The organism is Streptomyces sp. NPDC055103, from assembly GCF_053607625.1.
This window is the reverse complement of sequence record NZ_JBSGTX010000069.1, coordinates 1-23762: the sequence shown is the minus strand read 5'-3', so window position 1 is coordinate 23762 and position 23762 is coordinate 1. Positions and strand designations below refer to the sequence as shown.

Below are 23762 nucleotides of genomic sequence, written 5' to 3'. Positions count from 1 at the left end.
CACCCGCATACCTCGACAGGACGGGTCATGCCGCCGAGGATGAATGGTCGGACTGGTCGAGGGTGAACAGTCCGCCATCGGGATCCCGGAGCGTCATCTGCAGACCACCGCCCCACTCCGGGCCGGCGACCGTGGCCCCACCGTGTTCCAGGGCCACTTCGACCGCCCTGTCCAGGTCGGGAACTTTGAAGTGGACCAGCCAGCGGGGCCGCAATTGGGGTTTCGGGGCGGCCTCTTCGACGGGCCCGCTGTTCAGCCTGGCGACGGGCTGCCCGCGCCGCCGAAGTACGACCTGGTCCTCCTCGTACGAGGTGTCGCAGCAGCCGTCGCTGTCGCCCTGGCCCCACTCCAGTACCTCGCCGTAGAACAGCGCCGCGTCGAAGGCGTTGGCCGTGTGGAGCTCCAGCCAGGCCGGGGACCTGGAGGCACCGACGCTCCACTCGGCCAGAACCTCTCCGTCCCAGACACCGAAGACCGCGCCCTCCCGGTCGGTCACCAGAGCGGCACGGCCGCTGGGCGGGTAGGAGACCGGGCCCACCCCGACCGTGCCGCCCCGCTCCCGGATCCGCGCCACGGCCGCGTCCGCGTCATCGACGGCGAAGTACGGGGTCCAGGCCACCGGTACGGCGAAGTCACCCGCCACGGCCCCCACGCCGGCGACCGGCACTCCGTCGGCCTCGGCCACAGAGAAAGCCCGCCCGAACCGGCCTTGATGAAAGGTCCAGCCCAGCACGGCCGCGTAGAAGCGCTCCGCTGCCTGACGATTGCGCGCCGTCAGGCTCAGCCAGCAGGGAGCGCCGATCACATCCGCTGCCACCAGCACCACGGGAGTCTCCCTCCGTGCGTGTCCGAAGACCCCCAGCTTGCGGGCGTAGGGGCGCCTCTCTATGCCGATGCCCCCCATCCCGCCTCTCTACGCGGACCTGCCGAATGGCCACGCCGCCGCGCTCACCGAAAGGTAGGAAGCCACGCCGTCCTCACGTGCCTCCGGTGTTCCTCGCCTCGGCGACTTACTTCTTGTCGGGCTTTGGGGTGAAGTGCTAGAAGGGAGACGGGTGCCACGAGCCGCCGCCTCCGTGACGGAGGCGGGAGAACTGGTTCCCACCCCTCCTTACCGTTCGCGCACATATTCCACATCTCGCGAGGGGATGGCACAGATGCTCACGGACGTGTTCCTCAAGGAAGTACGGGAACGCGGAAAGTACGACACCACCCACGAGGCCGACCGCGCCGCCCGCGTGGTCCTGGCGCTCCTCGGAGCCCATCTGGTCGGTGCCGACCGCGCCGGACTCGCCGCCCGGCTGCCGGAGACGTACGCCTTGATCCTTCTCAACCCGCTTCAGGCCGCCGAGCCCCTTTCGCCCGAACGCTTCGTACGCGCCACCGCCGCGTGGATCGAGGGAGCGACCGACGCGACCGCGCAGTGGGACATCGGCGCCGTGCTCAGCACGGCGGCGGAGGCCGCCGGCCCTTATCTCACGCACCGGATTCTGTTGCAGCTCCCTCCTGGGTACGACGTGCTGTTCGGACAGCCGACGCCTCTGTGAGCCGTCCCGGTGGCAGGGCCCGTGGCGGTCCCCGAGACTGGGCGTATCTCTCGTACTCGCGTTGCCGTGCTCGTGCTCGGCTCTGAGACGAAGGGACCCCTCCATGGCGATGCCTCCCCCTGCGGCCGAGTCCTCAAGACCGGCCGTACCCGGTCTGTCCGCGGGCCACACGGCAGAGACCGCCCGCCCGCTTCACGTCATGGAATGGTCCACTCAGGACGTGGCGGTCGGCGTGCTGATGGCCAACACTCCATGCACCGCCGCAGCTGCCGAGGACGTCCTGGCCGCCGCAGCGTACGGAGCCGACGTGAGTGTGGCCGAAATGGCCCGGGCCGTCGTGGACCGCTCACACGGACTACCTCTGCCGAGCGGTGTCGAGCGTGCTCTCCGCGTCGCCATCGAGGGCGTACGCACCCCCACCGCCCAGGTGTGATGTGCCCTCCTGCCCAAGCGAGGCAGTACGGCGAATGCACTGAGGCAGTTCCAGGAATGTCAGGGACGACTCCGTCAGGCCCCGGGAGACGTGGCCGCACACAGGGCCATGGACGACATCGCGTACACGCTGTGCGTACTCATGGCCAGACGCACGCTGCACGAGGCCGTCACCGCTGCGGAACAGCACCTCATCGGCTCTCCTCACGCAACGGATCCGTAGCCGGCCGAATCCGGACGGTACGAGGGCGACCGCCCCAGGTCGACACCCCTGCGTCCCTCTTGACAACGGGAAGCAGGGGGTACTAATCACGTATTCAGTGACATTTATGGCATTGACGTACGTTTACGTGGGCTGCCCTCCCTGAAAGGAGCCCGAGGCAGCCCGGCTGGAAGGGAGGCGGGCGTTCCCATGGACTATCTGTCGGTTTCTTCGTACCGCTACGACGGGTGGCCCGTCGTCGAGGCGTCCGGCGAACTCGACGTCGCGACCCGCGGCCAGCTGCGCCTGCGGCTGCATGAGGTGATCGCCGCGCACAGTCCGGCGAACGTCGTCGTGGATCTGAGCGGCGTGGAGTTCTGCGACGCGGCCGGCCTCAGCGTCCTGGTCGCCGCCCGCCGTGAAGCCAGGCAGCGATCGGGCGAGCTTCGCCTGGTGAGCCGGAAGAAGTCCTTCCGGAGGTTGCTCGAAGGCGCCCGGCTGGACGGCACCATGCCCCTGTACGACAGCCTCGTCCAAGCAGTGCTCGATCCCTGGCCGGCTGGCGTGAGCCCTGGAGGCGGCGTCCTCGGTGCTGTCGCCCATGCCGTGGAGACGGTGGCGTTCACCTGTGGCCATTGCTGGCACGAGTGGACGCTCGACTACGAGGTGCAACGCTCCGAGCGCGGCGACGGCGAGGGCGACCGGGGCAGTCGCGCTGGCGAGCGCTACTTCCGGAACGGAGCGCAGGTGCCGTCGCCCTACGTTCCGAGCGGCGCACCCGCGTGCCCGCGGTGCGGGCGACGCCGGCTCGGCCGCCTCGGCGCTCAGCTGCCGAAGCACGCGGAGAGTGCCGTCCCGGCGCTGTAGGGAGACGGCCGCGCAGCGCTGCCGCCGAGGCGGAAGCCCGGCGGGAGCGCTGCGGGGTACCGGCCGTGCAGGGTGCGGGACCGCTGGTATGGATTCAGGCGTAGCGCTGACCAGCGAAGGTCCGGACCGAGGTGTCAAGCCGGGGTGACGTTCTCGGCCTGCGGTCCCTTCGGCCCCTGGACGACGTCGAACTCCACCCGCTGGCCCTCGTGAAGCTCTCGGAATCCGGACGATGCGATGGCGGAATAGTGGACAAAGACGTCCGGACCGCCGCCTTCCTGTGCAATGAAGCCAAAGCCCTTCTCCGCGTTGAACCACTTCACCGTGCCGACAGTCATGGGGAAACTCCTTCGGTCAATATGTTGCGATCGATATTCACGAATTCGATGTCGAGGATGTCGCAGGCGCTCCTCATGTGTGTCGATCGCGCCCTCGACTTGCTCGCGCTTCAGAGGTCTCCGCCGTCGAGGCGTCGAGGTTGGGGGCTGTGGCATGCGGTGCGGCACGACGGGTGTCCGTCGTCTCTCGGGCCCGCCGAGCAGCGAGCCGCACCGCTCTCGCGGCGCCCTCCGGGTCGGCGGTGGAAACGGAGAGGCGGGCGAAACGGCGGCCGGGAAACAGATCCACGAAAGCCACCGGACCGGGTGCGCGCACGGCGGCGAAGTCGACGCCGCCCGCGTGGCGCCAGATGCCCATGCAGAAGCGGCCCGGCCGCCACGTACCGCGCTCGGGGGTACCCCGCAGGCCTCGCCACCAATCCGGCTCGACCCTCGCCCCCTGCACATCGACGAGGGGAACCCGGACGCCTTTGCGTCTGGCCAGCAGCGCCTCGCGCCATGAGAGCCGTACGACCACGGCATCGTTCTGGACCAGCAGGCCTGCCACGGGCTGCCTCCCTCCTCCGTACCTCGGCGGGATGCCTCAGCAGCCGGGGACGGTCGTGCCGCTGAGCTGGACCAGGCCGCAGAGGGTCTTCACCGACACCTTCCAGGTGCCGTCCTGGAGGACGGAGGTACCCAGGGAGTCGGGCAGGGCGGGGCTGCCACCGATCAGCAGGTCGTAGGTCACGTCCGCGTCGTTCGGCGAGGTGAACTCGATCCCCTTGACCTTTGCCGAGCTCGTGGCCGCGTTCTTGTCGCCCGCGAAGGCGCCGAGGACGGGCCGCATCTCCTCGCCGTTCTCCAGGAGCTTCACCTTCTCCGCCGTAGGAGTCTTCGGGTCGAAGAAAGCGGTCCAGTTCTTGGTGATCTCCGCCTTTGCCGTGCCCGGGTCGGCGGGCTGGTCGCCCTGGGTCGGCGCGATCTGAGTCGGCACGGGCGGAAGCACGGGGGTCGTCTCACTCGACGTCGCGCCGTCGTCCCCGCAGCCGGCAAGCAGAAGAGGGAGGGAAAGGGTCGCCGCGACGGCCACAGCCGCGATACGCGAACGTCCACGGCCTTGCCTGGGAGCCATCTCGCACCACCGGATGTCCGTACAGACCTAGCGAGAATCCAATAATTCAAGGGTGTGCCGGTTCTGGGAATCGTGCAAACGGCCTTGGGCCAGCCTTGCTGGAGCGATGCGGCGTCTGGCTGCGGCATCTTGGAAGAGCCCCAAACGGAGGCGACTTCAAATGTCGAGTGAAGGAGTCGTGAGCGTCCGAGAGGTGATCTCATGGCCACCTGTCTGATGGCGGCTGTCCGTAAGGGGTACCCGCTTTGTATGACTGCCCGGCTGGTCGGCAGAGACGAGTTGCTGAGCGAGGTACGTCCGTCGTCGTTCGTGGAAGGACGTGCTCCGGGACTTGCGCCCGTCATCGTGGCTTATGAGCGGCGGGGCAATGGGGAGCCGGTGGTCCTGCTGCACGGTGCTGGGCACCACCGGGGGGCGTGGGAAGGCGTGGTCCCCCTGGTGCATGAGGAACGCGAGACGATCGCCCTGGACCTGCCGGGCTTCGGGCAGTCGCCCGACCTGGACCCGGCCGTGCCGCGCGACCTGGAGACGACGGTCACGTGGATGGGAGCGGTGTTCACCGCCCTGGAGCTGGAGCGGCCGCATGTGGTGGGACATTCACTCGGCGGGCTGATCGCCCTGCGCCTGGCGCAGGCCGGGCTCGCCCGGAGTGTGACCGCGGTCGCCCCGGCGGGCTTCTGGACGCAAGCAGAGCGCCGCTACGCGTACGCCGTCCTGAACCTGGCCCGGCACGCTGGACGAATCCTCACCGCATCGCCGGAGGCTGTGGCGAGAGCGGCGAGGGCCACGCGCCTGGTGGGCCTGCCCGCCGCTCTGAACAGCCTGATCGGCCTGCGGCTTCCCGAGGGGCTGGCTGCGGAGCTGCGGGTCCTTCCCGAGTCCGCGGCTTTCGAGGCGATCTTGCGGGCCGGGCGGGCACTGGATCTGTTCACCGGGGACATTCCCGATGTACCCGTCACCATCGCGTGGGGCGGCCGGGACCGGATCCTGCCGCCATGGCAGTCGGTGCGCGCTCAGAGCATGATCCCCGGCGCGCGACTGGAACTTCTGCCGGGATGCGGCCACGTTCCTATGGCCGACGCACCCGAGCTCGTCGCCCGGGTGCTGCTGGAGGCCACCCGCTCCACGAACCCGCCGCCAGGGTTCCGGGCTGCGACCTGAAGCATCGCGCAGCCGGGTCCCGCCCCCGGTGACCGCTGATGCAGGACAGCTCGCGCGGAGGTGAGGGTCCGCCTGCCTCAGCGGGCCTTGGTGACCGGCGGGATGTAGTCGTCGATGAGAGTGCGCTGCCAGCGGGCGTGCGTTGTCCGCTTCTCGCGCCGGTCGGTGAAGCGGTAGCGGTAGAGCCGCGCACGTACGTACGTGGGTGGCGAGGTCGGGAACGGATTGCGGCGAAGGAGCCTGAGGACGACCGGGTCGTTGTCCAGAAGCTTGCCGATGAACGGCACGAACCAGGGCACCGCGTAGGCGGGTGAGAGCGCGGCGAACCACATCATCCAGTCGAGGCGCAGGTGGTACGGGGCGACCTGCGCGGGCAGCCGGCGGACATCACCCGGCTTCCCCTTGAACTCGTACGCCTCCCAGCGGGTGTCCTCGGTGATCTCGGGTTCGTCGGTGCCTTCGATCACCACCTCGTGGCGGACCCGGCTGACGCTGCCGAAGGCCCCGTAGGTGTTGACCAGCTGGAACGGGTTGAAGGAGCGGTTCATCACCTGGTGCCGCGAGAGCAGATTGCGGACCGGCCAGTAGCTGAGGACTGCCACCAGGGCGGCCACCGCGATCACGAGTGCCTCGTACCAGACCGGTGAGGCGGCGAAGGCCGGGGGTTCGGGCAGGGCAAGGACCTCGGAGGCCCACACACCATCGATCGCGGTCAGCGCGAGCGTGATCGTCAGCCAGTTCAGCCACGCGAAGTTCCCCGAGGCGATGAGCCAGAGCTGCGTGAGAACGATGAACCCGGCGGCCACGCTCGCGGCCGGCTGCGGGGTGAATAGCGCGATGGGCGCGACGAGCTGGGCGACATGATTTCCGGCGACCTCCGCCCGGTGCACCGGGCGCGGTAGGCGGTGGAAGAGCCGGCTGAGGGGTCCCGGCATCGGCTGGGTCTCGTGGTGGTAGTACAGGCAGGTCAGATCCCGCCAGCACGAATCGCCCTTCAGTTTGATCAGCCCGGCGCCGAACTCCAGGCGGAACAGCAGCCAGAGCAGCATCCACAGCACCAGGACCGGTGGCGCGGTGCGCTCGTTGCCCAGGAAGATCGCCAGGAAGCCGGCCTCAAGCAGCAGCGACTCCCACATGAAGCCGTACCAGGCCTGCCCGACGTTGACGATCGACAGATACAGCACCCACAGGAACGCCCACATCAGCATGGCGGCCCACAGCGGCACGCTGTCGGCCATCCCCGCTGCCACGGCGGCTGACAGTGCGGCTCCCGTCCACGCGACGAGCGCGAAGAAGCGGTCGGAGTAGTGGAGGTGGAAGACGCTGGGAGACCGCCTGAACGGAACGGCGCTGACGAAACGCGGGACCGGCAGCAGCCCGCGCTCACCGATCAGCCCCCGGAACTGGAGAGCGGTGCTCACGAAGGCAACCAGGTAGAGGGCCGCGAACCCCCGCTGGAACACCAGTCGGCCCAGCCAGTAGTCGGCGTCGGTGAACCACTCCACAACGACACTCCCACCGCACACCGGCCCGCCGCCATCCGCCCATGTCCCGTGCAGCGGGAACGGCTATGCCGGCATGGCCCGGTCCGCGACGGTGGAGATCAGCCGGAGATCTCCTGGGCGCCGGTGCTTCCGCGGATGATCTCGATTTTTCGTGGCTTGGCCTGCTCGGCCACAGGGATGCGTATGGTCAGAACACCGGCGTCGTAGTTGGCCTCGATGTTGCTGGTGTCCAGGGTCTCTCCGAGGAACAGCTGTCGGCTGAAGACCCCGTGCGGCCGTTCGGCGACCACCATGTCGGTGTCCTTGACCTCGGGCGCCGGACGTTCGGCCTTGATGGTGAGTACGTTCTGTTCGATGTCCAGGTCGATGGAAGCGGGGTCGACGCCGGGCAGGTCCAGGTGGATCAGGAAGGCCCCCTCGTGCTCGTAAGCATCGAGCGGCATAGCCGCAGGATGCGTGGCCGTCCCGAGGATCTGCTGAGTGATCCGGTCGAGCTCACGGAAGGGATCGGTGCGCATCAGCATCGCTGATCACTCTCTTTCGCACGTCTCATAGAGAGATTCTGTCTTGTGCAGCGAAGTGCCCAGATCGCCCAGCTCTACGCCCGATAGCCACGTGAAAGTACACGCCCCGCGTTCTTTGAGAACGTTGTGCAGCCTGTATGCAACCCCGGCAGGGGCCTCTTCTTTCGTCTTCCGTCGAAGGGGAGAGGGAGCGTCATCGGGCGTTGGCAGGCTCAGCTGATGTTGAAGAGTGGGCCGGTGATCGTCAGGCCGAGGTCGTCTCCGGCGTAGGAGAAGAACGCGATCAGCATGAGTGCCGCACCGCCGAGGGCGGTGTCCTTCATGAAGTGGGTCTGCTCCATCTGGCGTACCTGGGCCTCCTTCTCCCGCCAGAAGCCGTGCATCAGGACTGCGGTCGGGAAGGCGAAGGCGGCTATGAGAAGCGCGCCGAGGTCTGCCCAGATGCCGAGGGCGATGCTCAGCCCTCCGGCAAGGATCACCAGGCCGCTGGCAACTGTTGCCGGGACGGCGGCGGGTACGCCTCGGGAAGCGGCGTATCCACCCTTGGTCTTGGTCTTGGTCAGGTGCGCGGCGGCCGAGACGAGGAAGAGGAGCGCGAAGAGACTGCGTCCGATCAGAACGAGTACGTCCATGGTGGCCTCCTTGAGACACCTGGCCGTGATACTTCGGTGTTCCCACTGCGGCCCTCAGATGGCTCGGCCGTCGTGCCGTTCCTGCCCTCGGGCTCAGAGGCAGCGGGGCTGGGGGTTGCCGGCAGCGGCCGCCGCGCCGCCCACGGCTGACTGCCCGCCGCCGATGTCCTGGCGCTCCCGCCGGCTCTCGACGCCGAAGGCCTATTCGCGGATGCGCTCCGTCGTCACCGAGCGGGGTGTCGGGGCGGGGACAGCGTGCAGGGATGAGATAAGCGCAACGGACTCGATCGAGATCCACTGCCACCAGCCACGCCGGGACCCGACCCGGCGCAGATCACGGCGACCGGCAGCGGTACGGCCAGGCCGGCCACGAAGTCGAACGGCTCGGCGGCCGGCCACTCGGCCAGAGGCAGACGACGACGGTGACTGCTTGGTCGCGAAGAAGACGACTGTGTCCTTTCGAGAGCCGGGCGTCGCCGAGGCTTCTCTGGCTTCCGCGTAGTGGCCTGGGCGGCCGGCAGCGGCGGGGATCACGGCGCTCGCTGTCAAACCGTAGACGTTCGAGCTCACCGGCTGTGCACTACGGTGCGTAACCTAGCGCGGGGATCGGCCACGGGATCAGAGCTGAGGGATCATTGCCGTCTACGCAGTGATTGGGGGAGCGCTGGAGGAGCAGAGCCCTCCGAAGCTTCGCAGCTGCGGGTAGGACCACGGGGTGCAGGGAAAGCCGTGTGGCGAACGCCTAACGGTTCCCGATCGAGCAGGATCGAGGGGGACGCAGCCGGATGGAATCGGATGGATATGTCCGGTCGTTTGGCATCGTCGCAGGTGAGACGGGGCACCGAAATGGGTTCGAGTCCCACCCGCCCCACCAAGGAAAGCGTTCTGACCTGCGGAAACGCGCCTGGAAGAGTGTTTCCGCGTGCAGCGTTCGCCTCTCATCGGTGCGGCGAATCGGGCACCCCTGGTCTGGCCCGCCGGGGCCGGGCCTTGACCTTCTTGACCTGGGGTTTTCCCCAGCCGCCGCCGACCACCCTCACGGGCGCCTTGAAGCGGGCCGAGGTGAAGCTGCCGGTGCCGCACGGCCGCACGGCCGTGCGGCGAGGTCAGGGCGTCTGCGATGCGAGGGCCTTGCGGGCCGCGCGGCGTTCGGCCTGGCGTTCCGGGTCGGGGATCGGCGAGGCCATCAGCAGTTTCCGCGTGTACGGGTGCCGCGGGTTGCTGGTGGTCCGGTCGCAGGAGCCCGTCTCGACGATCTCGCCCTGGTACATCACCGCCACGCGGTGCGACAGGTGCCGGATCACGTCCAGGTCGTGCGAGATGAACAGGTAGGCGACCCCGGTGCTCTCCTGGATCTGGACGAACAGTTCGAGGATCGTGGCCTGCGTCGACAGGTCGAGCGCGGAGACCGGCTCGTCGCAGACGATCACGCGTGGTTGCAGCGCCAGCGCGCGGGCGATCGCGATGCGCTGGCGTTGTCCGCCGGAGAACTCGGGAGGCAGGCGTCGCGCGGCGTCGTCGGGCAGCGCCACCCGATCCAGCAGCTCGCGGACCCGCGCCCGGGCGTCCCGAGCTGTCAGGGCTCCGGTCGCGACGAGCGGTTCGGTGAGGATGTCGCCGATGGTGTGGGTCGGGTTGAGCGAGCCGTAGGGGTCCTGGAACACGACCTGGAGGTCGCGGGCCAGGTCCCGGCGCTCGCGCCGGGACGCGTGCGTGATGTCACGTCCCGCGTAGGTGACGGTCCCTCCGGTGACGGGCGCCAGCCCGAGGATCGCACGCCCGAGCGTGGTCTTGCCGGAGCCCGACTCGCCCACGACGCCGAGCGTCTCGCCCGCTTCGAGGGACACGCTCACGCCGTGCAGCACCTCGGTGGGTCGGGCCCTGAACCCGCGCCCGGGATAGGCGACGCGCAGCGACGCGACGTCGAGGAGCGGCGTGCCGGGCTCGTCGGATGTCGTCAGGGGGGCCGGTTCCCCGCGCTCGGCGGGTTCGATGGGTTCGGCGGTCACTCGGACACCTCGGTCGGGACGGGTGCAGTGGGCACGGACGGAGCTTGGGCAGGAAGGGAGGCGGCCGTACGGGTCCCGCGCAGGGGGGCCCGGGCGGGCCCGCCGTCAACGCCGGCCGCGAGCAGCGACCGCGTGTACTCGTGGGTCGGACGGTGGAAGATGTCGCCGACCGGTCCGGACTCGACGATCCGCCCCTGGCGCATCACCGACACGTGGTCGCACAGGTCGGCCACGACGCCGAAGTTGTGTGTGACCAGCAGCAGTCCCATGCCTCGCTCCGTCTGCAAGTCGCGCAGCAGATCGAGGACCTCGGCTTGTACGGTGACGTCCAGCGCGGTCGTCGGTTCGTCCGCGATCACCAGGTCCGGGTCGCACGCGACCGCACCGGCGATCAGGACGCGCTGCGCCATGCCGCCGGAGATCTGGTGCGGGTAGGACGCGTACGTACGCCGGGGGTCGGTGATGCCCACGCGGCTCAGCAGATCGAGCGCCCGGTCGCGGGCCTCCGCACGGCCGAGGCCGAGGATGCGGCGCATCGGCTCGACGAGCTGGAAACCGACGGTGAACGCTGGATCGAGATTGCTCATCGGCTCCTGCGGGATGTACGCGATACGGCGCCCGCGCACCTGGGCGTACGTGCGCTCCGTGGCGCCGGCGAGCTGTGTGCCCGCGAACATGACGGAGCCGCCGAGGACTTCGCCACCGTCCGGGAGTACGCCGAGGATCGCGAACGCGGTCTGTGTCTTGCCTGAACCCGACTCGCCGACCAGGCCGTGGATTCGTCCGCGCCACATGTCCAGGTCGACGCCGCGCACGACTTCGGAGACGCCGCCGTCGGGCTGCGCGTACCCGATGCGGAGCCCGCGTACGGCGAGCAGAGTCTCGGCGGCGCCCGCCGGGTCGGCGTCGGCGGCTTCCAGGGGCGACGAAGCACCCTGGAACGCGGGCTTCTTGGACCGTTTGCGCGGCGACGCGGTCTCCCCGGCGCTGTCGCGCAGTGCCACGCTGAGGAGGGTGAGGGCGACGCAGACCGTGCTGACCATGAGGCTCGGCCACAGGAGCAGCAAGGGGTACGTGTACAGCCCCTTGAAGCCGTCGTTGAGCATCGTGCCCCACGTCACCATGTTCGGGTCGCCGAGGCCGATGAACTCCAGGCCCGCCTGGACCGCGATAGCCGCTCCGGCGACCGCCGCGGTCTGGATGATGATCGGTGCCCGGACCGCGGCCAGCACGTGGCGGCGGATGATCCGCGCGTCGGTGAGACCGGACACTCGTGCGGCGTCGACGTACGGTTCTCGGCGCACCGCCAGGACCGACGAGTGGACCACCCAGTAGAACGCCGGCGAGGCCAGGACGCCCACGATGGTCATCGACGACCACAGCCCCGGGCCGAGCACGGCGCGGGCCGCGAGCAGGATGACCATGCCGGGCAAAGCCAGCAGCAGGTTGACCGTCCACGTGGCGGCGGCCTCGAACCAACCTCGGAAGTAGCCGGCGACCAGACCTGCGGTGATACCCAGCGCGGCGGCCACCGCGAGGGTGAGCGCGGCACCGGAGAGACTGTAGCGACCCGCGTGCAGCAGGTTCGAAAGGACGTCGGTGCCGAGCGCGTCGGTGCCGAGCAGGTGGTCGCCGCCGGGGTCCCGGTGAGCCTGCGCGATGTCGCCGTCGCGCCTGCCGTACGGGGCGATCAACGGCGCGAACACTGCGGACAGGACGGCGGCGAGGAGCACCAGGATGGTGCTCGCGGCAAGGGGCTTGCGCAGCAGACGGTGCGCGAGCCCGGTGCGCGGCGCGTGGGCGGGAGGGGCGGTGTCGGGAGTCCCGGGCGGTCCGGACGGGGAGGTGATCGTGCTCATGCGCGCCGTGCCTTCGGGTTGAGCCAGCCGGTGGCCAGGTCGGTGACGAGATTGGCGATCAGGACGACGACGGCGGACACGATGACCAGGCCCATCACCACCGGCAGATCGCCGCCGACGGTGGCGGTGATGGTGTACTGGCTGACGCCGGGGAGGGTGAACACCTGCTCGATGATCACCGCGCCGCCGATCAGGCCGACGAATTGCAGCCCGAGCACCGACAGGGCGGGGCCGGCGGCGTTGCGCAGGACGTGGACGAACAGGATGCGCCGGGACGAGAGGCCGCGGGTGCGTAGCGTGCGTACCCACTCCTGGCGCAGGGTATCGATCACCGCGCCGCGGATCTGCTGGGTGACGATCACCGCGCTGCCGAAGGTCAACGCGATGACGGGTAGAGCGATGGACGCCAGCCAGCCGGGCGGAGATTCGGCGATCGGGGTGTAGCCGGTGGCCGGGAAGACCTCGAGGCGGATCGCGAAGACGGTCACCAGCAGCAGCGCGATGACGAAGTGCGGCAGCGCGATGCCGGCGACGGAGAGCGTCTGCACGACCTGGTCCGCGGTACCGCGCCGCGTGCCGGCCCAGACACCGAGCACGGCGGCGACGACCGCGGTGAGGACGGTGGTTCCGACGATCAGCGACAGGGTGACCGGGAAGCGGCTCGTGATGCCCTCGGCGACGTCCTGGCCGTTGAACCAGGAGCGACCGAGGTCGCCCCGTACCGCGTGCGAGACCCAGTCCGTGAGCTGGGCGACCACTGGCCGGTCCACGCCGAGTTCGGCGGCCTTCTGGCGGACCTGCTCCGGAGTCGCGTTCTCGCCCAGGATCGTCCGTTCGACGTCGCCTGATCCGGCGTACAGCAGGAGGAAGGTCGACACGGTGACCGCGCCGAGCATCACGAGCCCGGACAGCAGTCGCCGCAACAAGTAGGTGAGCACTGGATTTTCCTCGTTCCGGCCGGTCCGCCCGGGGCGCTTCGCGCGGCGCCCCGGGCGGGGAGGTGGATGGTTCAGCCCCGCGGCGCGGTCAGGATTGGGGCGCGAAGTTCAGGACGTACGGGGAGGCCCAGCCCTTGACCAGTTCGACGCGGGTCCTGGCGTCGGTGGCCCAGGCGGTCTGCACGCGATACCACGGCGCGAACCATGCCTGGTCGGTCATGTACGCGTTGATGTCCTTGAGTACGGCCTGTCGGGCCACCGCGTCGCTCGTCCGGTACCGGTCCACCATCGCGAGCAACCGCGGGTCGTTCACCCGGAAGGGATTGAAGACGCCCTGCGGCTGGAGCAGGAGCTGCATCATGAACCACGGGTCACCGGCCTGGAACTGAAAGTACGACGCGGAGTACTTGGCGGACAGCATGTCGGTGATGTAGTTCGGCCCGGCGTCCCTGAGTTCGACCTCGATGCCGACCGCGCCGAGCTGCTGCTGCACGGCACCCATCAGGGTCTTGGCGATCGCCACAGTCGGCAGCACCAGCTTGAGGTCGGCATGCCCGGCTTCGGCGAGGAGCGCCTTGGCCCGGTCGGGGTTGTAGGCCCACTGCGTGTCGAGTGCCGGGTCGAGCGAGCCGCCGTTGCCGTCGTTGAATATCTGCGCGGTCGGTGTGCCCATGCCGGACACCACGGCCTTCAGCAGCGCCTCGCGGTTGACGGCCAGGTTGATGGCTTGGCGGACACGCTTGTCCTTGAGCGCGGGGTTCAGGCGGCCGTCGCGGTCGAAGAGGAACAGGCCTGCGAAGTCCAGCTCCTGGGCGCTGACCTTCCAGCCGGAGCCGGCGACCTGGTCCTTGATTCCGTTGGGCAGTTGGATGGCGTTGACCTGGCCGGACTTGACCGCGTTCAGCATGGCGTTCTGGTCGGCGAAGACCTTGAGGTCCAGTTCGTCGTACCGGACCGCGGCGGCGTTCCAGTAGTTCCGGTTGCGCTTGTAGGAGTACTGCGACCCGATGATCGTGGACGATGACAGCGTGTACGGCCCGGTGCCGACCGGCTTGGTGGCGGACCCGGGGTCGTCGAACGTGCCGGGTGCCTGCATATAGGCCACCGAGGAGGCCAGCGCCGCCACGATCCCCGGGTCCTTCTGAGCGAGGGTGATCACCAGCTTGCCGGGCTCGGGGGCGGCGACGTCCTGGACGGCCGTCATGACCTGGGCGTTGGCCCCCGTCTTCAGGTTACGGTCGAGGTTCGCCTTGGCGGCGGCCGCGTCGAACGCTTCGCCGTTGGTGAACTTCACCCCCGCGCGCAGCGTCAGGGTGAGGACCGTCTGCTCGGGGTTGTAGGACCATGCGGTGGCCAGCAGCGGCTTGGGGGTCCCGTCCGGGCCGAGTAGCAGGAGGCTGTCGTAGACCGGTGTGTAGTAGAGCGTCGCGCCACCTGTGATGCTCACGGTGGGCGACAGGCTCTGCGGTCCGGACAGCAGGCCCACTGTCAGCTTCGGTGCGGTACCGCCGCCGGGCGCACCGCCGCCGGAGTTTCCGCCGCCCCCACACCCGGACAGCGTCAGCGCCAGCACCGCCGTGGCGGCGGCGGTGCGGCCGATCCATCGCTTCATGATTCGCTCCTCGCACTGGTTCGGCGCACAGAGATCGCCTGGGCGCGGTATGGCTGTCGCCTGGCCGCGCGGCGGTGAGGCTAACACCGAAATCTGAACGAGCGATAGACTTTCATTTGCAGGGCCCACCACGGTATGAGCGGGCCGGACGCGAAAGGATGACGGTATGACCAAGCCGGAACGCCCCTCGGACAAGCGCGGCCCCTACCGCAAGAGCGTCATCCTGCGCCGCGAGATCCTGGACGCCGCGCTCGTGGTCTTCGGACGGGACGGCTATCGGTCCGGCTCCGTGCGCGAGATCGCCAAGCTCGCGGGTATCACCGCACCCGGCGTGCTGCATCACTTCGGCACCAAGAGCGCGCTGCTCATCGAGGCCCTGCGGCACCGCGAGGCGGTCGACCGGGAGTTCTCGGCCGGGCACGAACTGCGTGGCGTGGGCGCGCTGCTGTCGCTGGTCCGGCTCGCCGAGCGCAACGCCTCCCAGCGTGGAGTCGTGGAACTGTTCAGCGTGCTGTCCGCCGAAGCGACCTCGCCAGAACATCCCGCGCACGCCTATTTCCAGGAGCGCTACGCATGGTTCCGCGAGTACCTCGGCGGCGCCTTTGAACTCCTGGCGCAGACCGGCAGCCTGCGGCCCGGCGTCACGCCGCACATCGCGACGCGCTCGACCATCGCCATGATGGACGGCCTGCAGGTCCAGTGGCTGCTGGACCCCGGCTCGGTGGACATGCCAGGCGACCTCGCCAAGTACTTCCGGACACTGGTGACCGAAGACGCCTGGACGGAGGCCGTGCGGGGGCCGTCCGACGGACCGGCGCCCACAAGGGACACGGAGGAAGGCGGCGCGTCGAGCACGGATGGGGACGCGGTGCCTGGCGGCGGGGCCGGACCCACACCCGCGGCCGCCTTCACGGCCACCGCCCGGGACGTCCCGCTGCCACCCGGGCCGCCGGCCGTGCCGCCCGTTCGCGAACCGACCATCCAGGACATCGCGAAGGACGCCGGCGTCTCGATCGCCTCGGTCTCACGCGCGCTCAACGGCAAACCCGGCGTCGCCGCGGCAACCCGCGAGACCGTCCTGGACGCAGCGCGCCGCCTCGGGTTCACCGGCAACGCCACGGCCAGGGCGCTGAAGTCCGGGCGCACCGGGCGTATCGCGGTCACCCTCCCGTGGCTCGCCACCGAGTACACCGCGCGCATCCTTTCGGGCATCGCGGAAGTCCTCGAAGAGCACGGACAGAGCCTGGCCATCGGCACCACGCACGGCCACCGCGGGCGAGTCCGTCCGGTCCTGGAGCAGCTCGGCCGACACGGGTTCGACGGCGCGATCCTGGTGCTGCCGCCCGGCTCACCCAAGGAGTACGCCGCGTCCGCGACCGCCGGCAAGCCGGTCGTCGTGGTCGACCCCGCCGCGATGTCCGACCTGCCCACCGTCGTCTGCGACAACGTGGGCGGCGCCGCGTCGGCCACACGACACCTGCTGGAATCGGGGCACCGGCGCATCGGCATCGTGGCCGGGGAGCCCGACCTGCCGGCGACCGTCGAACGGCTCGAAGGCGTCCGCGCGGCTCTGGCCGAGACCGGGATCGGTTGGGATCCCACGCTGGTACGCCACTGCACCTTCACGGCCCCCGCTGGTGCTTTCGAGGCGGCGCTGTCGCTGGTCGACACGCCTGACCCGCCGACCGCGATCTTCGCGCTCAACGACCGGCTGGCCGCCCGCGTCCTCGCCGCCGCGCGCTCCCGGGGCCTGGACGTGCCGCGCCAATTGGCAGTGATCGGATTCGACGACGACGAACTCGCGTCGCTGGTCGCGCCGCTGCTGACCACCGTCCGGCAGCCGTCCGTGGGGCTCGGCGCGGCGGCCGCGCGGCTGCTGCTGGAGTGCCTGGGCGGACGCGACAGGCGCGGCGCACGCGTGCTGTTGCCCACCGAACTCGTGGTTCGGGAAAGCACCTGCCGGTTCGTCTGAGGGGGAATCTCGCGGTCGGGAGGTCTTGCGTCCGGTCGATGGCATCGTAAACGATTACGGCTGGCACGGGCCTTTGTCCGCCCTGCCGCCCTGCCGCCGTGCCGCGTCATGCCCGGGTACGGTCGTGATCCGAAGGAGCCCCGCCATGCAAGACACCCCTGCCGCCAGTACGCGCAATCTCACTCTGGCGCAGAAAGCCTCTCTGACGTCGGGCGCGGATTTCTGGCACCTTCAGGGCATCGAGGACGCGGGCATCCCCTCGGTGATGGTCGCCGACGGTCCGCACGGGCTGCGCAAGCAGCCTGCCGACGCCGACCCGGTCGGCCTCGGCACCAGCCTTCCCGCCACCTGCTTCCCGCCCGCCGTGGCGCTCGCCTCGTCATGGGACGTCGACCTGATCCGGCGCGTCGGCGAAGCCCTCGGCGCGGAGACCCGGGCCGGGAACGTCGCGGTCCTGCTCGGCCCCGGCGTCAACATCAAGCGCACCCCGCTGTGCGGGCGCAACTTCGAGTACTTTTCCGAAGACCCCTTCCTGTCAGGGCGGTTCGGCGCCGCGTGGGTGCACGGGGTGCAGTCGCAGGGCGTCGGCGCGTCGCTCAAGCACTTCGCCGCCAACAACCAGGAGACCGACCGGTTCCGGGTGAGCGCCGATGTCGACGAGCGCACCCTGCGGGAGATCTACCTGCCCGCCTTCGAGCACGTCGTCACCCACGCGAAGCCTCTCACCGTCATGTGCTCCTACAACAAGGTCAACGGCACCTACGCCAGCGAGAACCAGTGGCTGCTTGGCGAAGTCCTGCGCGGGGAATGGGGATTCGAGGGCCTCGTCGTATCCGACTGGGGAGCGGTCGCCGACCGCGTCGAGGCCCTGGCCGCCGGGCTTGACATCGAAATGCCGCCCACCCGCAGCGACCAACGCATCGTCGACGCCGTCGCGGACGGCCGGCTGACGGAAGAGCAGGTCGACACCGCGGCCCGTCGGGTCCTCGCGCTGCTGGACGCGACGGCCCAGGCTCGGAACGATGGCGGCGTCTACGACGCCGACGCGCACCACGAACTCGCCCGCACCGCAGCACTGGCCGGCGCGGTACTGCTCAAGAACGACGGCGCCATGCTGCCGCTCGACCCCGATGGGAATGAACACATAGCCGTCATAGGCGAGTTCGCCCGTACCCCCCGGTTCCAGGGCGCGGGCAGCTCACAGGTGGTGCCACACCGCGTCGACAACGCCCTGGACGCGATCACCGCACTCGCCGGCGCCGACCGCGTCGTCTTCGCCCCCGGCTTCACCCTCGACGGCGCCGCCGACCCCGGGCTCGTCGCCGAAGCCGTCCGCGCCGTCAGCGCCGCCGACGTTGCGGTGGTCTTCCTCGGCCTGCCGCCCACCGCGGAATCCGAGGGCTACGATCGCGCACACATCGACCTGCCCGCCGATCAACTGGCGCTGCTGGAGGCCGTGCACGCCGCGAACCCCGAGACCGTCGTCGTGCTCTCCAACGGATCCGCCGTCGCGACGGCCCCGTGGCAGCACAGGGCCCGCGCCCTGCTGGAGGGCTGGCTGCTGGGCCAGGCCGGTGGCACCGCGACCGCCGACCTGCTCTTCGGCGCAGCCGAGCCGTCCGGACGGCTCACCGAGACGATCCCGCTGCGGCTCCAGGACACCCCCGCGTACCTGCAATTCCCGGGCAGCGAACAGCATGTCCGCTACAGCGAGGGCATCTACGTCGGCTACCGCTACTACGACACCCTGGACGCCCCGGTGGCCTACCCGTTCGGCCACGGCCTGTCGTACACCACCTTCGAGATCGACGGCCTGGCCGTCACGCCGGTGCGCGCCAACGCCTTCGACGTCGCGGTCACCGTCACCAACACCGGCGTTCGCGCCGGTGCCCAGACCGTGCAGGTCTACGTGCACGACGCCGAGTCCTCCGTCGATCGCCCCGTGCAGGAACTCAAGGGCTTCGCCAAAGCGTTCCTTGCCCCGGGCGAGTCGCGCACGCTGACCGTCACCCTCGACGAACGCGCCTTCGCGTTCTGGTCGACCGCCGAGCGCCGCTGGAAGATCGAGGCAGGCCACGCGGAGATCCGCGTGGGGTTCTCCTCGCGCGACATCCGGGCCCGGCAGGATGTCGGCCTGCCCGGCGACGAGATCCCCGGACCGCTGGACGGCATGTCCAGCCTCGCCGAATGGCTCGCTCACCCGATCGGCGCCGGGATCATCCGGCCGCTGCTCGACGAGGGAATCAAGGCCATGGACACCGACCGCGACGTCGTCTCCCTCATCGGCGGTATGCCGCTGGCCAAGATCGCCGCGTTCGGCGTGGCCTTCGACACGCACGCGGTGGATGCCCTGGTGGAGGAGTACCTCAAGGCGGCCGAAGCAGCCACTGCCTCGGCCTGACAACAGCGCCCCGGCGGCCGGTCCATCACGGCCGACCGCCGGGCCTCCCCACAGCGACGCCGTCGCCATGGACGCCCTCGGCGCACTCCTGCGGGGCTGCCCGCCCCGCTCCGGCCGGCCCCGCCCACCGGGCGCCCCGAAACACTCCGACGACCAGGTAGGCGACATGCACCCGCAGAACCACTGGATCACCACCCCCGTCACCGCACAACTCCTGCGCGGTGCCCTCGATCTCGAGGTGACACAGCACGGTGTACTGCCGCACAGGCTGCCCGCCTGGGCGCGCGCCCAGTGCTCCGACGCCCAACTGGCCATGGCTGAGGCCCAGCCGTCCGGCGTACGGCTGGTCTTCCGCACCCGGGCGACCGCTGTCGAACTGGACACGCTGCCCACCAAGCGGGTCTACGCGGGGGCCCCGGCCCGCCCGGACGGCGTGTACGACCTGCTCGTCAACGGCCGCCTCACGCATCAGGCCACCGTGACCGGCGGCAACACCTTGACCATCGACGTGGCCACCGGGACCGCCGAGCACCGGCCCGGCCCGGTGGGCACCCTCGCCTTCGCGGGGCTGCCCGACGGCATCAAGGACGTCGAGATCTGGCTGCCGCACAACGAGACCACCGAACTGGTCGCCTTGCGCACGGATGCTCCGGTCGAAACCACGCCCGACCGGAACCGCAAGACATGGCTGCACCACGGCAGTTCGATCAGCCACGGGTCCGACGCGTCGAGCCCTACGACCACCTGGCCGGCACTGGCCGCCTCCCACGGTGGCGTGGACCTGGTCAATCTCGGGTTCGGCGGCAGCGCCCTGCTCGACCCGTTCACCGCCCGCACGATGCGCGACACCCCCGCTGACCTGATCAGTGTCAAGGTCGGCATCAATGTGGTGAACACCGACGCGATGCGGCTGCGCGCCTTCGCTCCGGCCGTCCACGGCTTCCTCGACACCATCCGCGATGGCCACCCCACAACGCCGCTCCTGGTGGTATCCCCGCTGTACTGCCCCATCCATGAGGACACGCCCGGCCCCACGACCGTCGATGTCAGCGCGTTCGTTGCCGGAGAACTACGCTTCCAGGCCACCGGCGACCCGGCCGAGCGCACGGCCGGGAAGCTGACACTCACCATCATCCGGGACGAGCTGTCCAGGATCGTCGCGCAGCGGGCGGCCGCCGACCCCCACCTGCATCACCTCGACGGCCTCGGCCTCTACGGCGAGGGCGACTTCGCCGAGCTGCCGTTGCCCGACCAGCTCCACCCGGACGCCGCCGCCCACCACCGCATCGGCGCACGCTTCGCCGCTCTGGCCTTCGCCGCCGACGGCCCGTTCACCACCGCCTGACCAAGCCAGTGCCGTATCGGAGAACCTTCGGGGACTGCAAATCGTTCGGCCGCACCTTTACGCTCGACCTGGACGAGCTGCCCCGACCCGAACCGGAGACCGGCGCGCGCTGACGAGCACGCCGCTGGCGGCCGGGAACGTAGCGTGACCGTCCGCCGAGTACGCCTGGCGGGTGTGTGGACGGCCTACAGCAGGCCCACAGAGTGATGGCGGGCCGCGGGCGGGCGGAGTCGACCTGAGATCCGCGGGCGCGGGGAGCGCGGCGACAGCGGTGCAGCGAACGCTGCACGGTCCTCGATCGTGAGGGATCGAGGGGGGACGCAGCCGGATGGAGTCGGACGGATATGTCCGGTCCTTCGGCATCGTCGCAGGCGGCCGGATTCGCGGCCCACCGGTGAACTTCGCCGGGACGCTGCCGTCGGTACGGTCCGCCGGGGCGATCAGCGGCACGCCCGAGAGCACCCGGGCGAGGAGCGCTTGTGGCAGTGGCGGCGAGCTTGCCGAGACGCCGCGGTCAGTCGGTCCGGGCAGGGGCGCGCAGTTCGATCGTGTAGCCGCCCTGAGGGGTGGGCTCGGCGGTGAGGGTGCCGTGGAGGAGTTCGGCGCGTTCTTTCAGGCCGATGAGGCCGTGGCGGGCGCTGGGCAGGGCGACGGTCGGGCGGGTGGGGGCGGTGTTGGTGACGGTGACGCCGAAGTGGTGCGCGTCGTGCCACAGGCGTACGTCGGCGCGGGCTCCGGGTGCGTGTTTGCGCACGTTGGTGAGGGCTTCCTGGACCGTGCGGTAGATGGTGCGCTGGGCGGTGGTGCTGATGCCGGGAGGAAGCTCTCCGGTCAGGGTGGTCTCGATGCCGCTGTTGGCGATGAGCTGCCGGAGGTCGGCGAGGGTGGGTTGGGGGGTGAGTTCGGTTGCCTTGCCGCCGGAGGCACGGAGCAGGGTGACCATGTGGCGGAGTTCGTCGAGGGTGTTGGCGCTCAGGGTGCGGATGGTGCGGGCGGCCTCGCGGGCGTCGGGGTCCTTCGCGGCGACCTGCAGGGCTCCGGCCTGGACGGCGATGAGGCTGACCTGGTGGGAGACGACGTCGTGCATCTCGCGTGCCAGCTGGGCGCGTTCCCGGGCGAGGACGGTCTGGGCGTAGAGGGCGCGTTCGTGTTCCCGTGCCTCCTTGACCTCGACGAGCTGGCGGGCCACGTCGTGCCTGGCCTGCACGAGTTGGCCGAACAGGACGGGGGCGACAGCCGTGGCCAGTGTGTAGACGAACTGGACGAGCGTCCACGTCCGGTCGCCGTCGAACGCCTCGGACAGCGGCCACAGGAGGGTGGCCGCAGTGGCGTTCAGCAGGGCGCAGCCGGCGAGCAGAGGGCGGTTGCGGGTGGACGCGGCGAGTGTGTACAGGGCGGCGATCGGCGCGACCGCGACATCCATGAACAGGGTCATGGGCAGGGTCAGCAGGTAGACGGCCAGCGGGAAGCGCCGGCGGAGGAACAGGCCGGCGGAGCCCGCGGCGGCGCAGGCCCACATCACAGGGGTGCCCTCGCCCAGGAGGTTGATCCAGGCGTCGAGCGCGGCCAGTACCACGAGGCCGGCGTCGACGGCCCAGGGCGGCAGCCGCCGCCACGGTGCCCGGCCCGAGCTCATCGCCCGTTGTCCCGTGCCGTGTCGGCGTCCTCGTGAGCGAGTAGCAGTCCGGCCCGCTCGGCGAGGAGTGCGGCCTGGACGCGGCTGGTGACACGCAGTTTGGTCAGGATCGAGCTGACGTGGTCCTTGACGGTACCCGCGCTCAGATGGATCCGGGTGCCGATGTCGGCGTTGGAGAGTCCTTCGGCGACCAGGACGAGGACGTCGCGTTCCCGGTCGCTGAGCAGGCCGACGCGCGCGACGTCCGCGTCCTGGGGTGCGCCGGCCCCCGGGTGGCTGCGGAGCAGCGCGCGTGATGCCTTCGGGGACATCACGACGCCTCCCGCGGCCAGGGTGCGGACCAGCTGCGCGAGCTGCTCGGGCTCGGTGTCCTTGAGGAGGAAGCCGGAGGCTCCTGAGCGCAGTGCGGTCAGGATGTACTCGTCGGTGTCGAAGGTGGTCAGCATGGCCACGTGCGGCGGTTCTCGCAGTTCCTGGATCTGGCGCAGGACGGTCAGGCCGTCCACGTCCGGCATGCGGATGTCGAGGAGTACGACGTCCGGCAGCTCGCGCCGGATCACGTCGGCCGCCTGGGCGCCTTCGGCGGTCGCTACGACCTCGATGCCGTCGGACGCGTTCAGGATCATCTGGAAGCCGGACCGCACCAGGGCCTCGTCGTCCACCACTACTACCCGGATCACCGGCGTCCCGCCTCACGCTCGTCTGCTCTGCTGCGTCCCGCTACTCGGCGACCCATCCACCCCGGTGCTCCGCGCGCTCGTACGGGTTCGCCTGACGTCGACCGTACGCCGGGCAGGGTACGCGGTGACGTGATCACCCACGGACTGTGGACACCCGGCGGGTCGGCTCCAGCCGGCCGGGGGGTGCGCTCCGGCCGGTCGGCAGGCCGGCGGGCGAGGCTCGGCGGATGGCGCCCGTCGTGCTCGTACCGTGGGATCGGTCCGTGGCCCCGCGCCGAGTCCGAGGGCCGCAGCCCATGTCCGTATCGTTCGAGGACCGTCCCGCCATGCCCGGCTCATACCTGCGTCCGTCCGTCCGTGCCCTGCGCCGCCTTGCCGCGCGTCCCATCTGATCGCCCTGCGCGGCGACCGGACCCACCACGGCGTACGCGCCGGGGTGCGGATGCTGCTGTCCGAGTGGCCGCTGGTGGCGGCGACGGTACCGACGCTGCTCCTGCTGCTCGGCGCGGCCTGGGGATGGTGGCCCTCGGAGGGCGTCGAGTACGTGGTCCTCGCCGTGAACGTGGTCCTGCTGTTCGCCTGGGGCCTGCTCGCGGCCCGCGCCGCCGGCCGCACCTGGGCCTCTGCTCTGCGGATCGGCATGGTGGACGCGCTGCTCGGGCTTGTGGTCGTGGTGGCCAACGCCCTCATCAAGTAGAACCGGTCGGTACTTGGCGTTCGCCCGGTACAGCGATTCGATCTCTCCCGCATCAACGGGGCGTGGCAGCTGACCGCCATCGGCGAACCCGCCTCTGGGGGCCACCTTCCAAGACCTCCTGCCCGCCATCGACCGCCACCTCTGAGCCCGTCCGCGCCGGCCCGCCGGTCGGCGGGGTGGTCCCGGCCGGTCGGCGGGGGGGGGTGCCCCTATCTCTTTGGTCAAGGTCGTGGGTCAGGATTGCGGCATGACGACCTGGTTCCGGACCTACTACGAGGACGAAGATCTGTG

The 23762-nt window shown here is 70.0% G+C and carries 22 protein-coding genes; 9 read left to right on the top strand and 13 right to left on the bottom strand.

Going from position 1 to position 23762, the window contains the following annotated elements; translation table 11 throughout:
* Nucleotides 1-25: 25 nt before the first annotated feature.
* The gene (locus ACWFR1_RS32325) at nucleotides 26-823 is read right to left on the bottom strand and encodes a VOC family protein (RefSeq protein WP_453557561.1); all 798 of its coding nucleotides are present in this window, start codon (nucleotides 821-823) and stop codon (nucleotides 26-28) included.
* Nucleotides 824-1157: 334 nt separating this feature from the next.
* Between ACWFR1_RS32325 and ACWFR1_RS32320 the strand changes: the two genes are divergently transcribed.
* The 4 genes from ACWFR1_RS32320 to ACWFR1_RS32305 all read left to right on the top strand — a co-directional run bounded on the left by ACWFR1_RS32320 (nucleotide 1158) and on the right by ACWFR1_RS32305 (nucleotide 3048).
* Nucleotides 1158-1547, top strand: coding sequence for a DUF2267 domain-containing protein (locus ACWFR1_RS32320; RefSeq protein ID WP_453557517.1), 390 nt, complete (start codon nucleotides 1158-1160; stop codon nucleotides 1545-1547).
* Between the two features lie 199 nt (nucleotides 1548-1746).
* Nucleotides 1747-1980 carry a hypothetical protein gene (locus ACWFR1_RS32315; RefSeq protein WP_453557515.1) on the top strand — a complete coding sequence of 78 codons (234 nt, stop codon included), beginning with the start codon at nucleotides 1747-1749 and terminating at the stop codon, nucleotides 1978-1980.
* Nucleotides 1981-1989: 9 nt separating this feature from the next.
* Nucleotides 1990-2202, top strand: a complete 213-nt coding sequence (locus ACWFR1_RS32310; protein WP_453557559.1) for a DUF5133 domain-containing protein — start codon at nucleotides 1990-1992, stop codon at nucleotides 2200-2202.
* A gap of 189 nt (nucleotides 2203-2391) precedes the next feature.
* Nucleotides 2392-3048: an STAS domain-containing protein gene (locus ACWFR1_RS32305; protein ID WP_453557513.1), complete on the top strand. Its 657-nt coding sequence runs from the start codon at nucleotides 2392-2394 to the stop codon at nucleotides 3046-3048.
* A 134-nt stretch (nucleotides 3049-3182) separates the two neighbouring features.
* Here the strand turns inward: ACWFR1_RS32305 and ACWFR1_RS32300 are convergent, their stop codons facing one another.
* From ACWFR1_RS32300 to ACWFR1_RS32290, 3 genes are all read right to left on the bottom strand, one after another.
* Entirely contained in the window at nucleotides 3183-3386 is a 204-nt protein-coding gene (locus ACWFR1_RS32300) for a cold-shock protein (protein WP_453557511.1), read from the bottom strand.
* A gap of 73 nt (nucleotides 3387-3459) precedes the next feature.
* On the bottom strand, nucleotides 3460-3933 hold the full coding sequence (locus ACWFR1_RS32295; protein ID WP_453557509.1) for a hypothetical protein: 474 nt from the start codon (nucleotides 3931-3933) through the stop codon (nucleotides 3460-3462).
* Between the two features lie 36 nt (nucleotides 3934-3969).
* Nucleotides 3970-4362 (bottom strand): hypothetical protein, encoded by a 393-nt coding sequence (locus tag ACWFR1_RS32290; protein ID WP_453557507.1) that lies wholly within the window; start codon nucleotides 4360-4362, stop codon nucleotides 3970-3972.
* Between the two features lie 387 nt (nucleotides 4363-4749).
* Here ACWFR1_RS32290 and ACWFR1_RS32285 point away from each other — a divergent pair, with 387 nt between their 5' ends.
* Nucleotides 4750-5661, top strand: coding sequence for an alpha/beta fold hydrolase (locus ACWFR1_RS32285; RefSeq protein WP_453557505.1), 912 nt, complete (start codon nucleotides 4750-4752; stop codon nucleotides 5659-5661).
* Nucleotides 5662-5738: 77 nt separating this feature from the next.
* Here the strand turns inward: ACWFR1_RS32285 and ACWFR1_RS32280 are convergent, their stop codons facing one another.
* The 7 genes from ACWFR1_RS32280 to ACWFR1_RS32250 all read right to left on the bottom strand — a co-directional run bounded on the left by ACWFR1_RS32280 (nucleotide 5739) and on the right by ACWFR1_RS32250 (nucleotide 14740).
* A complete protein-coding gene (locus ACWFR1_RS32280; protein WP_453557503.1) occupies nucleotides 5739-7166 on the bottom strand; it encodes a lipase maturation factor family protein in 1428 nt (475 codons plus the stop codon).
* Nucleotides 7167-7264: 98 nt separating this feature from the next.
* Nucleotides 7265-7690: an Hsp20/alpha crystallin family protein gene (locus tag ACWFR1_RS32275; protein WP_453557501.1), complete on the bottom strand. Its 426-nt coding sequence runs from the start codon at nucleotides 7688-7690 to the stop codon at nucleotides 7265-7267.
* Nucleotides 7691-7902: 212 nt separating this feature from the next.
* A complete protein-coding gene (locus ACWFR1_RS32270) occupies nucleotides 7903-8322 on the bottom strand; it encodes a DoxX family protein (RefSeq protein WP_453557499.1) in 420 nt (139 codons plus the stop codon).
* A gap of 1106 nt (nucleotides 8323-9428) precedes the next feature.
* Nucleotides 9429-10283, bottom strand: coding sequence for an ATP-binding cassette domain-containing protein (locus ACWFR1_RS32265; RefSeq protein WP_453557557.1), 855 nt, complete (start codon nucleotides 10281-10283; stop codon nucleotides 9429-9431).
* A gap of 44 nt (nucleotides 10284-10327) precedes the next feature.
* Nucleotides 10328-12190: an ATP-binding cassette domain-containing protein gene (locus tag ACWFR1_RS32260; protein WP_453557497.1), complete on the bottom strand. Its 1863-nt coding sequence runs from the start codon at nucleotides 12188-12190 to the stop codon at nucleotides 10328-10330.
* Nucleotides 12187-13128 (bottom strand): ABC transporter permease, encoded by a 942-nt coding sequence (locus ACWFR1_RS32255; protein ID WP_453557495.1) that lies wholly within the window; start codon nucleotides 13126-13128, stop codon nucleotides 12187-12189. The genes ACWFR1_RS32260 and ACWFR1_RS32255 overlap by 4 nt, the downstream gene beginning before the upstream one ends.
* 88 nt (nucleotides 13129-13216) lie before the next feature.
* Nucleotides 13217-14740, bottom strand: a complete 1524-nt coding sequence (locus ACWFR1_RS32250) for an ABC transporter substrate-binding protein (protein WP_453557493.1) — start codon at nucleotides 14738-14740, stop codon at nucleotides 13217-13219.
* 166 nt (nucleotides 14741-14906) lie between these two features.
* Here ACWFR1_RS32250 and ACWFR1_RS32245 point away from each other — a divergent pair, with 166 nt between their 5' ends.
* From ACWFR1_RS32245 to ACWFR1_RS32235, 3 genes are all read left to right on the top strand, one after another.
* Entirely contained in the window at nucleotides 14907-16712 is a 1806-nt protein-coding gene (locus tag ACWFR1_RS32245; protein ID WP_453557491.1) for a substrate-binding domain-containing protein, read from the top strand.
* A 145-nt stretch (nucleotides 16713-16857) separates the two neighbouring features.
* A complete protein-coding gene (locus tag ACWFR1_RS32240) occupies nucleotides 16858-19113 on the top strand; it encodes a glycoside hydrolase family 3 C-terminal domain-containing protein (protein ID WP_453557489.1) in 2256 nt (751 codons plus the stop codon).
* A gap of 166 nt (nucleotides 19114-19279) precedes the next feature.
* The gene (locus ACWFR1_RS32235) at nucleotides 19280-20458 is read left to right on the top strand and encodes an SGNH/GDSL hydrolase family protein (RefSeq protein WP_453557487.1); all 1179 of its coding nucleotides are present in this window, start codon (nucleotides 19280-19282) and stop codon (nucleotides 20456-20458) included.
* 514 nt (nucleotides 20459-20972) lie between these two features.
* Here the strand turns inward: ACWFR1_RS32235 and ACWFR1_RS32230 are convergent.
* Nucleotides 20973-22094, bottom strand: coding sequence for a sensor histidine kinase (locus ACWFR1_RS32230; protein ID WP_453557485.1), 1122 nt, complete (start codon nucleotides 22092-22094; stop codon nucleotides 20973-20975).
* A complete protein-coding gene (locus ACWFR1_RS32225) occupies nucleotides 22091-22720 on the bottom strand; it encodes a response regulator (RefSeq protein ID WP_453557555.1) in 630 nt (209 codons plus the stop codon). Before ACWFR1_RS32225 ends, ACWFR1_RS32230 begins: the two co-directional genes overlap by 4 nt.
* 496 nt (nucleotides 22721-23216) lie before the next feature.
* On the opposite strand from ACWFR1_RS32225, the gene ACWFR1_RS32220 reads away from it, so the two are divergent.
* Nucleotides 23217-23471 carry a hypothetical protein gene (locus ACWFR1_RS32220; protein ID WP_453557483.1) on the top strand — a complete coding sequence of 85 codons (255 nt, stop codon included), beginning with the start codon at nucleotides 23217-23219 and terminating at the stop codon, nucleotides 23469-23471.
* Nucleotides 23472-23762 lie beyond the last annotated feature (291 nt).